Genomic DNA, 13,484 nt, shown 5'->3' with positions numbered 1-13,484 from the left:
CTTAAATTAGTATAACAATTGTTATAATAAGTTTGTAAAAACCGGGAAGCAGTATACTTGTTTATTCCGGGTAACGAATACGATTGATGCCTAAAACCCTTTTGAAATACACGTGGATACTTCCCATTGCGGGACTGCTTTTTGCCTCTTGCGACAAGCAGATTGATTTGCCGGACGACGTGGCGCAGGAAATGTCCACGCTTGTGCAGCCGGTTGATTATACTTACGACGTTAAGCCGATTTTGTCAGATCGCTGCTTTGCCTGCCACGGGCCTGACGCGAATCACCAGAAGGCTAACCTGCGTCTTGATGTGGCGGAAGTTGCTTACAAGAAGGAGGCTGAAAGTGGATTGAAGGCGATCAAGCCAGGTAAGCCAGGCAGCAGCGAGCTGGTCCACCGCATCCTGTCGGCAGACCCGGACATTGTGATGCCGACTCCCGAATCACACCTTACCTTAACTGCCCGAGAAAAAGCGATTTTGATCAAATGGGTGGAAGAAGGCGCTGAATACAAGCCGCACTGGGCATTTACCAAAGTAGAAAAACCAAAAGTACCGAAGGTTAAAAATGAAAAGTGGGCCAAAAACCCGATCGACTTTTTCATCCTTAAAAAGCTGGAAGATAAAGGAATGATCCCGGCGAGAGAAGCAGACAAAACAACGCTGCTGCGGAGGGTATACCTGGACTTAACCGGCCTGCCGCCGACTCCCGAGGAAGTAGCCGCGTTTATGAATGACAAATCGACCAGTGCGTATGAGAAGGTGGTCGACAGGCTGCTGGCTTCGCCGCATTATGGTGAGCACATGGCGGTACCCTGGCTGGATGCTTCGCGGTATGCAGATACGCACGGGTATCAGGATGACGGCTTGCGAACAGCCTGGCCTTTCCGAGATTGGGTAATTAAGTCTTTTAACCAAAATCAACCTTACGATCAGTTTGTAACCTGGCAGCTGGCTGGGGATATGCTGCCTAATCCCACGCGTGATAAGCTCGTAGCAACCGGCTTCAACCGCATGCACCAGCAGAGTCAGGAAGGCGGGATTGTACCCGAAGAATATCGCGTGGCTTACGTGGCGGACCGGACTGATACTTTTGGCAAAACATTCCTGGGCATTACCGTCGAATGCGCCCGCTGCCATGATCATAAATATGATCCGATCAGCCACAAAGACTATTACTCACTTTACGCGTTTTTCAATAATAACAATGAAAACGGGCAGATCCCTTACAATGGAGAAGCCAGCCCGGCAATTACACTGCCCACGCCTGAGGCCGAAGCTAAGCTGAAATATATTCATCAGAATCTGACAAAAGAAAAGTCGCAGCTGAATGCGTACGCCAAGGCGGCGGAGCAAAATTTTAACAACTGGCTTAAAAATGCGCGCATTGACCCTGAAAAAGCAGTCACTGGCGAAAAGGCGGACCTCGTAGGTTATTTTACATTTGACGAACCAAAAGGAAAGGAATTCCAAAACCTGGCGGATCCGAAACAAAAGGCGACGGCTGAGGGCGATGATAGCCTGTCGAATGTAGCGTCCAGAAATGGCCGGTTAGGGAAAGCGCGGTATATCTTTGGTGAAAATGCGGTTTCGTTCGGCGATAACTTCGCATTTTTTGAACGTAACCAGGCATTTAGCGTGAGTATCTGGCTTAATCTGCACGATTCTTCCGTGACTGGTTCTTTATTTCACAAATCCAATGGAGTAATGAACGGGTACCGCGGCTGGAATGTGTTTCGTGAAAAAGACGGGCGCATCAAGCTGACGATGAGCCACGTTTGGCCTGAAAATGCAATTGAAATACAAACAGTTGACAAGTTTCCGCTGAACAAATGGACGCAGATCGGCTTTTCGTATGACGGACTGAGTAAAGCAGCCGGCTTGAAATTGTATGTAAATGGCCGCCCGGCGAAGGTGACGGTACATAATGACCAGCTGACCGAAAGTATCCTCTACGGAAAAAACAAGACGAACTGGTATGTTGACAGACTGAATATCGGTCGCCTGTCTGACCAGCGGACGAAGAATTTCGAGGTAGACGAATTCAAAATCTACACAAAAACATTGACCCCGCTGGAAATGCTCGGTATGTACAGTTTTAAGAATGAAGTAGTAAATGCATTAAAAACGCCGGAGGCGCAGCTAAAACCTGATCAGCGGGCTGCATTGAAGGAATATTACCTCACCAATTTTGATCCCGAATACAGAAAGCTGATGGCCGACAGCCGAAAGCTGATAGGCGAAGAAACCGAGATTCTGGACAAAGAAGTTGATGTAATGGTGATGAAGGAGCGCAAATTTTCCCGTAAAACCTTTATACTCAACCGCGGCGCTTACGACGCGCCAGGTAAACCTGTTACCACCGATACGCCCGACAGCTTTTTCAAAATCCCCAAGAATTTCCCTAAAAACAGACTAGGGCTCGCCAAATGGCTGACCCACGAAGACCATCCGCTTTTCACGAGGGTTACTGTGAACCGTTTCTGGATGAACTACTTTGGAAAAGGTTTGGTGGTATCGAGTGATGATTTCGGGAACCAGGGAGAGCTGCCGACACATCCCGAATTGCTTGACTATCTGGCAAGTACATTCCGGGAGTCGCGCTGGAACGTGAAAGCAATGCAGAAACTGATCGTGATGTCGGCTACCTATCGGCAATCTTCGCGGGTGAATCCGAAGTCGGCCGAGGTTGATCCGGACAATAGGCTTTATGCACACGGCCCCAGCTACCGCATGAGTGCGGAGCAGATCAGGGACAATGCACTTGCTTCGAGCGGGTTGCTTACCCGGCGCGTTGGGGGGAAGAGTGCTTATCCATATCAGCCTGACGGTTTGTGGGAAGCACTGGCGACCCGGAATGAGGTTACCTACAAGCAGCAGCATGGCGACAGCCTGTATCGGAGGAGTCTTTACACGATCTGGAAAAGAAGCTCTCCGCCGCCGATGATGCTCAACTTCGATGCGGCCGAGCGTCATTTTTGTGTGACAAAAAGACAAAAAACGAGTACGCCACTGCAAGCGCTGGTGGTGATGAACGATCCGCAATTTGTAGAAGCTTCGCGTGTGCTGGCGCAGCAAATGCTTAAAAAAGGCAAAACGCTTGACGAACAGATCACCTACGCATTCACCGCATTGACCAGCAGGCAGCCTGATGCCAAAGAGCGGGCGATTTTGAAGGAGTTGTACCAGGAAGAATATACCGATTTCAGCAAAAATCCGAAACGCGTGAAATCCGTGCTGGCAGCAGGAGAGTACCCGGTAGACAAGTCGCTGAATCCTGTGCAGGTAGCAGCAGGCACTATTGTAGCGAGTACCGTCATGAATTTTGATGAATTTTTAATCAAAAGGTAAAAATCACAGCATGAGCTTATATAACGAATTCGAAAACCACGTCCATGAACAGCTGAGCAGGAGGAATTTTCTTTCTAAAACCAGTATGGGACTAGGTGCCGCGGCGATGGCTTCTCTTTTGAATGCTGACAGTCTGCTGGCTAAAAAGCCCGCGCAGGCCGCAGAAGCAGCAGGCTTACCGCTCGGGCACCCGCATTTTGCACCGAAAGCGAAGCGTGTGATCTACCTTTTCCAAAGCGGCGCGCCTTCGCAGCTTGAATTGTTCGACTATAAGCCCAAGCTGGAAGAAATGTGGGGCCAGGACCTGCCTGAATCTGTGCGAAAAGGTCAGCGGCTTACCGGAATGACAGCGGGACAAAGCAGTTTTCCGCTGGCGGCTTCCAAATACAAATTCCAGCGGCACGGCGACAATGATATGATGATCAGTGAGTTGATGCCGTACACTTCCAGCATTGTCAACGATGTCACTTTCATCCGATCGATGTTTACCGAGGCGATCAATCACGATCCTGCGGTTACTTTTTTTCAAACGGGCAGTCAGCAGGGCGGGCGGCCTTCTTGGGGTTCGTGGGTAAGCTATGGATTGGGGTCTGATAACAAGAATATGCCTTCGTTTGTGGTGCTGCTTTCAAAAGGCAGGGCGGGGGACCAGCCGCTTTATGCCAAGTTGTGGAGCAATGGATTCTTGCCTTCCATTCACCAGGGTGTCGTTTTCCGCTCCGGTCCGGATCCCGTTTTTTACCTCAATAATCCAGAAGGAATTGACAAAAGCAGTCGCAGAAGAATGCTGAATTCGCTGGCCAAGCTGCAACAAGGACAATTTGAGAAAATACTCGATCCCGAAATTAACTACCGGATGGCGCAGTATGAAATGGCGTATCGCATGCAGACTGCCGTGCCGGAAACAATGGATATTTCCAAAGAACCCGACTACATTTTTGACCTGTACGGAGAAGAGTCCCGCAAGCCGGGCACATTCGCGGCTAACTGCCTGCTCGCGCGCAAGCTCATCGAAAAAGATGTGAAGTTTGTCCAGCTGTATCACCAGGGCTGGGACCAGCACGGGAACCTTCCAAATGATATTAAAATCATGGCCAAAAGCGTAGACCAAGCCTCCGCAGCTTTGATCACCGATTTAAAACAGCGAGGTTTGCTTGACGAAACGCTGGTGGTTTGGGGCGGTGAATTCGGCCGGGGCGCTTATTCACAAGGGAAATTAACAAGAGATAACTACGGTCGCGACCACCACCCGCGCAGCTTCACAATCTGGATGGCGGGCGCAGGTGTCAAAAAGGGATTTGTGTATGGACAAACAGATGATTTCGGTTATAATGTGATCAAAGATCCCGTGCACGTTCATGACTTTCAGGCGACGGTCATGCATTTAATGGGTATTGACCACGAACAATTGATATTTAAGCACCAGGGGCGCAGGTACCGGCTTACGGATGTTCATGGAAAAGTGGTGAAGCCGCTGCTGGTTTAGTAAGAGATGTAAATCAAGATGGACAATGCAATTTGAAAGTGGTTACTCGATTGTTAATGGATTGAAAATGTATTATCAGATTTACGGATCGGGAGCTATTCCACTTGTATTGGTGCATGGCGGCGGGTCGACGATCGAAACCACATTTTCCAACATCATACCTTTTCTTGCAGCTAACAGAATGTTAATTGGTGTCGATTTGCAAGCCCACGGCCGCACGGGCGATAGGGAAGCGGGTGTCACTTTTGCTCAGGATGCAGATGATGTAGCAGCGCTTCTGAGCAACCTGGGTTTCGGTCAGGCTGATTTTATGGGATTCAGCAATGGCGGCAGCTCGGTACTTCAAGTTGCGATCCGGCATCCCGGATTGGTACGCAAGCTGATCGCAGTAGCTGCGTGTACAAAACGTGCCGGATTGATGCCAGGGTTTTTCGAATTCATGGAAACTGCGTCACTCGACAATATGCCGGCGCCTTTGCAGGAAGCTTACCTGGCGGTAGCAGAAAACAAGGAAGGTTTGCAGGTCATGCACGATAAAGACCGTGACAGAATGCGTGCATTCAAGGATTGGCCGGATGAAAGTCTGCGCGCCATTGACGTTCCTGCTTTGATCATGACCGGCAACCGGGACGTAGTGACCGTTGCGCATACTACGGAAATCTCGGAACTTATTCCAAATGCGGAGCTGCTCGTTATGCCAGGCGTGCATGGCGAATGTATTGGCGAGATCTGCACGTTCCAGCAAGGCAGCAGATTGCCGGAATTCACAGCTTATGTGGTAAACGAGTTTTTAGAAAGGCAAAACGGCTAACCTAAAAATACCTTCGCTGGAATCCCGAGCTTCTCGTGGAGAATGCGGGCAATTTTGAGGGTAAGAGGTTTTTTTCGGTTTAAAAGAGCTGAAACATAACTTTTGCTCCCGATCCAAATTACGAGATCCTTACTCTTCAAACCTTTCTCGTCCATTTTTTGCTTCACAACCTCAATCGGATCAGGAGCAGATATAGGGTAGTGTACATCCTCAAACGCTTTGATAAGAATTAATGCGATTTGCAACTTAATTCCTTCAGGACTGTTCGGGTCTGGGGCAATATCAAACTGGCGGTCAACCCATTCCAACATTTGTTCATGTTGTTCCTTGGTTTCGATTGGTCTCAATTCCATAGTTCACTTTAAGGTTTGTAGTTAATCGTTTTTACATCAATTTTGTCGTACTCGGCATGTGTCCCGAACCATTTAATCTGGATGGTTTTGTATTCAAAAACAATTCTGACTACAAGCCGGTAATGATTTCCCATAATATTAAATACGACCCGATTGTCACCTACAAGACTAGCATTTCCAAATAGAGCCTTCACCTGATGGAAGTTTGTAAAATCGCTCTTTATCTTTTGGCTGTACCATTCTCTTAATGCATTTGTGGCGTTAGGATGTAGTTCACAATAGGTCAATAGTGTGTGTCGGGCAATGATGTTAAACATGTAAGTTTACTAATAGTGAACAAAAGTATGGATTTTCGTGAATTTCCAAGTCTAAATCTATAAACTTCTGCAGAATACCTGCCTCCCATTTATCAGCCGGTTGCTCAATGGAAAATTGTAAATACAAGCTTAAACCAGTACTTTCCGCGGTAACTCAAATACTACTGAAATGAAAACAGTTTTAAGCTTTTTACTGCTCCTGATCGGCACAGCTGCATGGTCGCAGCTTCCTGCGGCTGATGATCTGAAAACCTCCAAAGGTCCGTTGAAAGTGCAGCCTTTGAACCACGCAACAATGGCACTGACGTGGAATGGAAAGACCATTTATGCAGACCCATACGGTGGTGCCAAAACTTTCCAGGGAATCGCCGCGCCCGATTTGGTATTGATATCAGATATTCACGGCGACCATTTTGATCCGGCTACTTTAGACGCGATTGACCTGAATAAAGCAATCATCATCGCGCCTCCCGCAGTGATTGAAAAAATGTCGGAAACAATGAAGGCGAAGGCTGTGAGCGTAGCCAACGGCCAGACGATCAACAAACTGGATATCTCCATTACGGCTATTCCCATGTATAACCTGCCTGAATCGGCTGACTCGCGGCACACCAAAGGGCGGGGCAATGGGTATGTGTTGAAGTTTGGTGACAAAACCATTTACATCAGCGGGGATACTTCGGGCATTCCTGAAATGCGCGCGTTGAAAAACATCGACGTAGCTTTCGTCTGCATGAATTTGCCTTATACGATGGACATCAAGGAGGCGGCCTCTGCGGTGCTCGACTTCAAGCCCAAAATCGTTTATCCATATCACTACCGCGGCCAGAATGGACTAAGCGATACGGAAGCTTTCAAGAAACTGGTAAATGAAGGCAACAAGTCCATCGACGTGCGTTTGCGCGACTGGTATACCATCAAGTGATTGCTGAGGCACAGTAATTGCCAAGTCTCTTTCAATATTATCATCAACAAACGAAAGAGATGCATTCAGCTACACCGTACACAAACAAGAATACCGATCATTTTTCCCGAAAGAAATTCCTGTCCGCGACTGGTAAATACCTCGCGGCAGGAGCTATCGGGACCATCGCCGCTTCCATTAAAGCCGATCAGGCCCAGGCGCAGACTACCGTCAATATTCCCAAAGACGTCGAAGATCCCATTGTTCTTGAAAAGTGGAAGTCGGAATACGACCAGCAAAGCGGGCCGGTACCTACGCCACTGCCGCCAGACCGCCGCATTGGCTACGCGGTAGTGGGACTGGGGCATTTATCATTGGAGGAAATTTTACCTGCATTGGGCTCGTGCAAGAAGTCGAAGCTGGTTGCATTGGTAAGCGGCACGCCGGATAAAATGAAGAAAGTTGCGGCGCAGTACGGGATTGCTGAATCAAATTGTTACAGTTATCAAACCTATGACAAGCTGAAAGACAATAAGGACGTGGACGTAATCTATATCGTGCTGCCCAACAGTATGCATAAAGAATATACAGTGAGGGGCGCCGCGGCAGGGAAGCACATTTTGTGTGAAAAACCAATGGCGGTCAGTCCGGCAGAATGCAGGGAAATGATTGATGCTTGCAATAAAGCGAGAGTTAAATTAATGGTCGCGTACCGCATTCAGTACCAGCCGCACAATCGCAAGCTGCGGGAGCTGGTTCAGAAGAAGGAATTCGGGCCTGTCAAATTCGTGGATGCATTCAATTGTCAGAGCAGCGCAAATCCGGATCACTGGCGGCATAAAAAGGCATTGGCCGGTGGAGGTGCACTGCCGGATATCGGCTTGTACTGCCTGAACACCACGCGGTTTGTTTTAGGCGAGGAGCCAACGGAGGTTTTCGCTTACCAGTACAGTACCCCGGGGAATCCATTGTTCAAAGAAGTAGAGGAAATGGTTTCCTGGCAAATGCGGTTTCCGTCCGGCGTCGTGGCGAGTTGTGCAACGCATTACAATGTCCACGAAAGCAGACGCTACCGCGTGATGTGCGAACGCGGCTGGCTGGATATGAACAAAGCTTACGCCTACAAAGGCCAGGATCTGATGTCGGCTAAGGCAGACGGGCTGATGGAATTGCAGCAGAATATTGGATTGGCCGAGAAAAACCAGTTTGCACTGGAAATGGATCATTTTTCAGATTGTATTATCAAAAACAAGCGACCATTTACACCTGGAGAAGAAGGTTTGCAGGACCATATATTAATGGAAGCCATTTATCAATCCGCAAAAGAAGGGAAGCCTGTGAAGATTAATTCAACTGCAACCAATCAATCACTGCACGGACCGGAGCCTGAGCTTGGTTGATTGAATTTAAAAATAACGAACAAACAAAATGTCCTTCTCAATCTATGTGAAGGACATTTTGCTGACCAAACGGCTTTTATTTCTGCTGTAACACTTGTGGTAATCCCGTTTTACGTGTTGAAGCTGCTGCTGCATTAATTCCCAGATTTTTCATGATATCGGTTGTGAGATTACTGGTAGAATCCCTTGCATATAACACAACCGGCCAGATATCGCCTCCATTCGGATTCAAATCCATTCTTAAAAGAAATGCATATCCCTTTTGCCTGCCCGCGAAAATGATCGCTTCATTGACTTTTTGCTTAATAGGCTCAAACTTTTTGGAATAGAAATTCCGGAGTTCGGCCATTGAATTGGCTTCGAAATCCTCATATGATTTTTTCAGGTTTTCCAGTTCGATAGCCTTGTCGCGCAGAATTGCCTGATCAGCCTTCGAAGCGGCAAGCTTTTCCAGGGCGTCAGATTTCGTCTTGAACTCGTCGTACTTACCTTTCAGGATCTTGTCGTATTGTTCGCCTTTGACAACAATTTCCTGGTTTAATTTCTTGAACTCCGGCATATTTTCGAGAATGTGCTGCTGGTCGACATACCCGATTTTCTGGTCGTTATTCTGTCCGAAACTGATTTGAGAAGTTACCAGCAGGAATGCGGCAAGCAAGGATACAATTTTCATTGTTGAGATGGTAAAGGTGGAACATAGTTGGGTAACGCATTGAGGCTGTTCGCATTGTGTTAAATAATGTTAAAATGGTTACTTAAATGCCTGAAAAACATTTGAGCAGAAGCAGCCCACATCTCCGGCAATTTTTGGAAATTGCAACAGGCGGTCCTCCGACTTGAATGTCCCCGTCCGAATCCTAAACCAGACTAAACATTGAATAGACTTTTCTCTCTCGCAACTTTCATTGCGACGGCTGTAATTTCCGTTGCGTCCAATCCCGGTTACCGGGCTCCTCTTTTTCGTGCGGTACCAGATGCCGGTATCAAACAGGAGGCTATTCGCGTCAATATCAATCCGCAGAGCGGCCCGGATACGAGCCGGTTTAGCTACAACACATTGGTATCCGGTCTCGACGAGCCAATGGAAATGGCAATACTGCCGAATTATGACATTATCGTTGCGGAGCGGAAAGGGGCAGTCCGGTATTTTGATAATACGACCAAAGAGTTATCTACTATCGCACAGTTCAATGTTTTCAGCGGCATTGAAGACGGTTTGCTGGGTGTCGCGGCGGACCCGGATTTTAGGAACAACAACTGGCTGTACTTCTATTATGGTGTGGCAGGCGATAAGCCGGTGAGTCAGCTGGTGCGCTTTGAGCTCCGTAACAGGAAGCTTGTCACTGAATCAAAAAAGGTATTGCTGGAAGTGCCCACGCAGCGTAAGTACTGCTGTCATTCAGCCGGTTATATTACATTCGATGCGGACAGTTTGTTATATCTGTCCATCGGAGACAATACGAACGCGGAAGAGATCGAAGGTCACAATCCGATAGACGAGCGCCCCGGACGTGAGCTGGCCGATGACCAGGCTTCGACAGCCAATAGCAATGATTTCAGAGGTAAGATCCTGCGGATCAAGCCCGAGGCGGACGGGACTTACAGCATTCCCAACGGTAACCTTTTTCCAAAAGATGGTTCAAAAGGCAAGCCTGAGATTTATGCAATGGGATTGCGAAACCCATTTCGGGTGTCGATTGATCCAAAAACAAAATATGTATACTGGGGAGACGTGGGACCTGATACGGAAATAGCGGCAAGCGAGGGAAAGCTGAGCTACGACGAAATCAACCAGGCCCGAAAGCCGGGCTTTTTCGGCTATCCCTATTTCCTGGGCGATAATGAAGTTTTCCCCGATTATGATTTTGAGACAAAGAAAGAAGGTCCTGGAAAAAATCCGTTGAAACCGATCAACGATTCACCCAACAACACGGGTGTAAGAGAGCTGCCACCGGCTCAGCCTGCATTCATCTGGTACGGAAAAGGTCCATCCAAAAAGTGGCCGCAGGTTGGCAAAGGCGGAGCGAGCGCGATGGCGGGGCCGGTATTTTACAGTGATCAATATCCGAATGCACCTTACAAGCTGCCTGATTACTACAATGGAAAGCTCTTCATTTTTGATTGGATCCGGAAATGGATCATGGCGGTAACAATGGACGAAGATGGAGATTACAAAAGCATGGAGCCTTTCTTGCCGCAGTTGCAGGTTGTGGCGCCCATTGATATGCAGATTGCACCGGACGGCGCCATTTACCTGCTTGCTTACGGTACCAACTGGTTTGCAAGAAATACTAACTCCGGCATTATCCGCGTGGAATATTCGGAAGGCAACAGAAAGCCCGTGGCGGCAGTCGCAACGGGCAGCAGGATTGGCGCTGCGCCATTTACAGCCACACTTTCAGCAAATGGTTCAAGGGACTACGATCCCGGTGACAAGCTTACCTATGAATGGAAGATCGGCAACAAAAAGGTGACCGGAATGGACATCAAGCACACTTTTACAAAGCCTGGCACTTACAATGTGGTGCTTACCGTAACGGACCAGCATGGCGGGCAAAGTACTGCCACAACCGAGTTCCGGATCGGCAACACGCCGCCGGTAGTAGCAATCGGGACTTCCGGAAACAGGAGTTTCTACTGGGAAGACAGTGAGCTCAGTTATAAGGTAAATGTTAAAGACAAAGAGGATGGGCAGATTAAGCCTGAAAAGGTGACGGTGACATTCAGTTATCTGCCTTTCGGAAAAGATCTTGCCGGTGCATTGAGCTCGCCTGCCGGTAATATGCAGTTTGCCGCCACTGAAAAGCTTTACGCGTCGCTGGATTGTAAATCCTGCCATACCATGGAGACCAAGTCGATCGGACCTGCGTTGAAGGACATCTCAAAACGGTACGCAACGGACGAGAAAGCAGGGGATATGCTGGCTACCAAGATCATTTCGGGCGGCAGCGGCAATTGGGGATCTTACCCGATGCCGCCACACGCCGATCTCCCGAAAAAAGATGCGCGGGAGATTGCGGATTACATTCTTTCCCTCGCGCGCCAGCAGGCGAGCCGGCCGCTAAGCGGCAAGATCAAGCTGGACGAACATCAGGGAAAAGGAAATGAAGGCGCCTATGTACTGCTGGCTAGTTATACAGACCTTGGCGCAAATGGAATCGCGCCGCTCAGTACATCCAGTCACCTGGTACTTAAAAATCCATTGATACAAATGGAAGATTACTACGAAGGCAATGCCGGTGTGGTTGTGGCTACATTGAATACCGGCTTCAACTCCTACATCGCTAATATCACCAACGGAAAATTCGTCCGCTTCACGGATATCGACCTTCAAGATGTGAAAGCGATCCGCTTGCGGGTGCAGGAACATGGGGGAGGGGGTACCATTGAAATCCGCCAGGGTTCGAAAGATGGATTGCTGGTCGGACAAACTCAGATTGCCGGGGGATTTCTGGAAGATCTGAAAATTGGCTGGAAGGAGATTGTTGTGCCCGTGAAAGGGACACCGGGCCTGCGTGATCTGTACTTTATTTTCAAAAATGAAAAAGTAAAAGGCCCATTATTCCATATCGACTGGATGTATTTTGAGCAGTAGCTAGATTACTGGCAAAGAGCAGCTTTTGAGTAGTTTTAGATAAATGCCGGTGATAGTGCCGGCATTTGTGTTTTATTCTTTCAACTAAAATCCGGGAAATTGTGTTGAAATTGTGAGCGAACTCCGTTACTCATGATGAAATCTTACTGGCCTCAGAAGCACACCACACCGGTTTTGAAGAAAAACCAACCCGACGATTCCTACAAATTCCAGCCTCTTCCAAAACCTACCGGCGAGTACCCCTACCACCTGGCGCTCGAAACGGTACTGCCCGAAGTTGATCCCGACAAACTGGTTTTTCACATGCTGGGCGATACCGGCAGCGTACATAACCCTGATTACCAGAAGCTGGTCGTAGCTGAAATGGTGAAGCAGTATGAGGCGCAGGACGATATGGAAGATAAACCCAGGTTTTTGTATCATTTGGGCGACATTGTCTACAACTACGGCGAGGCAAGTCAATATAGCCGACAGTTTTTCGAACCTTTTCAAAAGTATCCCGGACCTGTTTTTGCTATTCCCGGCAACCATGACAGTGATGTAAATCCCGATTCCAGAGTCAGGTATAAAAGCCTTGATCCGTTCACTACCGTTTTTTGTACACCAAAACCGGCCGCAGTTCCATTCAGCAATGGCGCGGAACGTAAAAGTATGGTACAGCCGAATGTGTACTGGACACTCGAAACGCCCATTGCGTCCGTCATTGGTATGTATGGGAATGTGACAAAGTTTGGAATAATCACACCCGAGCAACGTGAGTGGCTGATCAGCGAACTCCGCAGCGCAGACCAGCAGCGGCCCGGAAAAGCCATTTTGCTCACTGTCCACCACGCGCCTTATTCAGCGGATGTTAACCACGGATCAAGCTTGTATATGATCGATTTTCTGGATAAAGCATTTGCAGAAGCTGGTGTGCGTCCGGATATTGTTTTCAGCGGGCACGTCCATAATTACCAGCGTTTTACCAAAACCTATTCGGACGGCAAGACCGTTCCGTTCATTGTAGCAGGCGGCGGCGGTTACGATGAGCTGCATCCCGTGGCTACCACTTATGACACGCGATTTACGGAAAAACACAAGCTATTTGAAGGCGTAGCGCTCGAAAACCATTGCGATACCAAGCACGGATTTCTGAAAGTGACTTTGGAGAGAAAGCAGGGGAATATAGGGGTCCGGGTGAATTTTTACACCTTACCACACGAAAAGCGCAGCCGGCCGGGTATTAACGCCGACCTGGCTGATCACTTTTCTATGCTGGTGTAGACTCC

General features: G+C 48.3%; 10 protein-coding genes. 7 read left to right on the top strand and 3 right to left on the bottom strand.

The window, feature by feature from the left end; all coding sequences use genetic code 11:
* Window positions 1-86: 86 nt before the first annotated feature.
* The 3 genes from Q369_RS0112445 to Q369_RS0112435 are packed head-to-tail and all read left to right on the top strand — an operon-like array spanning window position 87 to window position 5,647.
* Window positions 87-3,350 (top strand): DUF1553 domain-containing protein, encoded by a 3,264-nt coding sequence (locus Q369_RS0112445; RefSeq protein WP_031528139.1) that lies wholly within the window; start codon window positions 87-89, stop codon window positions 3,348-3,350.
* 10 nt (window positions 3,351-3,360) lie between these two features.
* Window positions 3,361-4,836, top strand: a complete 1,476-nt coding sequence (locus tag Q369_RS0112440; RefSeq protein ID WP_031528138.1) for a DUF1501 domain-containing protein — start codon at window positions 3,361-3,363, stop codon at window positions 4,834-4,836.
* A gap of 25 nt (window positions 4,837-4,861) precedes the next feature.
* Window positions 4,862-5,647: an alpha/beta fold hydrolase gene (locus tag Q369_RS0112435; protein WP_031528137.1), complete on the top strand. Its 786-nt coding sequence runs from the start codon at window positions 4,862-4,864 to the stop codon at window positions 5,645-5,647.
* On the opposite strand, the gene Q369_RS0112430 is transcribed toward Q369_RS0112435, so the two are convergent.
* Window positions 5,644-6,000, bottom strand: coding sequence for a helix-turn-helix domain-containing protein (locus tag Q369_RS0112430; RefSeq protein WP_031528136.1), 357 nt, complete (start codon window positions 5,998-6,000; stop codon window positions 5,644-5,646). The two genes, Q369_RS0112435 and Q369_RS0112430, sit on opposite strands and share 4 nt — an antisense overlap.
* A gap of 8 nt (window positions 6,001-6,008) precedes the next feature.
* Complete coding sequence (locus tag Q369_RS0112425; RefSeq protein WP_031528135.1) at window positions 6,009-6,317, bottom strand: type II toxin-antitoxin system HigB family toxin; 309 nt, start codon at window positions 6,315-6,317, stop codon at window positions 6,009-6,011.
* Window positions 6,318-6,486: 169 nt separating this feature from the next.
* Here Q369_RS0112425 and Q369_RS0112420 point away from each other — a divergent pair, with 169 nt between their 5' ends.
* Both Q369_RS0112420 and Q369_RS0112415 read left to right on the top strand, forming a co-directional pair.
* A complete protein-coding gene (locus tag Q369_RS0112420) occupies window positions 6,487-7,242 on the top strand; it encodes an MBL fold metallo-hydrolase (protein WP_031528134.1) in 756 nt (251 codons plus the stop codon).
* 59 nt (window positions 7,243-7,301) lie between these two features.
* Window positions 7,302-8,621, top strand: coding sequence for a Gfo/Idh/MocA family protein (locus Q369_RS0112415; RefSeq protein WP_051664039.1), 1,320 nt, complete (start codon window positions 7,302-7,304; stop codon window positions 8,619-8,621).
* Between the two features lie 76 nt (window positions 8,622-8,697).
* On the opposite strand, the gene Q369_RS0112410 is transcribed toward Q369_RS0112415, so the two are convergent.
* On the bottom strand, window positions 8,698-9,294 hold the full coding sequence (locus Q369_RS0112410; protein WP_031528132.1) for an OmpH/Skp family outer membrane protein: 597 nt from the start codon (window positions 9,292-9,294) through the stop codon (window positions 8,698-8,700).
* 201 nt (window positions 9,295-9,495) lie between these two features.
* Between Q369_RS0112410 and Q369_RS0112405 the strand changes: the two genes are divergently transcribed.
* The gene (locus Q369_RS0112405; protein ID WP_229206820.1) at window positions 9,496-12,216 is read left to right on the top strand and encodes a PQQ-dependent sugar dehydrogenase; all 2,721 of its coding nucleotides are present in this window, start codon (window positions 9,496-9,498) and stop codon (window positions 12,214-12,216) included.
* A gap of 132 nt (window positions 12,217-12,348) precedes the next feature.
* A complete protein-coding gene (locus Q369_RS0112400; protein WP_229206819.1) occupies window positions 12,349-13,479 on the top strand; it encodes a metallophosphoesterase family protein in 1,131 nt (376 codons plus the stop codon).
* The last annotated feature ends 5 nt before the right edge of the window (window positions 13,480-13,484 follow it).

This window comes from Dyadobacter crusticola DSM 16708, from assembly GCF_000701505.1.
GTDB lineage: Bacteria > Bacteroidota > Bacteroidia > Cytophagales > Spirosomataceae > Dyadobacter > Dyadobacter crusticola.
This window is presented reverse-complemented; position numbering and strand designations above follow the sequence as displayed.

Bases quoted from the DNA above. Each gene is read 5' to 3' on its own strand.
- Q369_RS0112445 (WP_031528139.1), top strand. From the start codon at position 87: ATGCCTAAAACCCTTTTGAAATACACGTGGATACTTCCCATTGCGGGA.
- Q369_RS0112440 (WP_031528138.1), top strand. From the start codon at position 3,361: ATGAGCTTATATAACGAATTCGAAAACCACGTCCATGAACAGCTGAGC.
- Q369_RS0112435 (WP_031528137.1), top strand. From the start codon at position 4,862: ATGCAATTTGAAAGTGGTTACTCGATTGTTAATGGATTGAAAATGTAT.
- Q369_RS0112430 (WP_031528136.1), bottom strand. From the start codon at position 6,000: ATGGAATTGAGACCAATCGAAACCAAGGAACAACATGAACAAATGTTG.
- Q369_RS0112425 (WP_031528135.1), bottom strand. From the start codon at position 6,317: ATGTTTAACATCATTGCCCGACACACACTATTGACCTATTGTGAACTA.
- Q369_RS0112420 (WP_031528134.1), top strand. From the start codon at position 6,487: ATGAAAACAGTTTTAAGCTTTTTACTGCTCCTGATCGGCACAGCTGCA.
- Q369_RS0112415 (WP_051664039.1), top strand. From the start codon at position 7,302: ATGCATTCAGCTACACCGTACACAAACAAGAATACCGATCATTTTTCC.
- Q369_RS0112410 (WP_031528132.1), bottom strand. From the start codon at position 9,294: ATGAAAATTGTATCCTTGCTTGCCGCATTCCTGCTGGTAACTTCTCAA.
- Q369_RS0112400 (WP_229206819.1), top strand. From the start codon at position 12,349: ATGATGAAATCTTACTGGCCTCAGAAGCACACCACACCGGTTTTGAAG.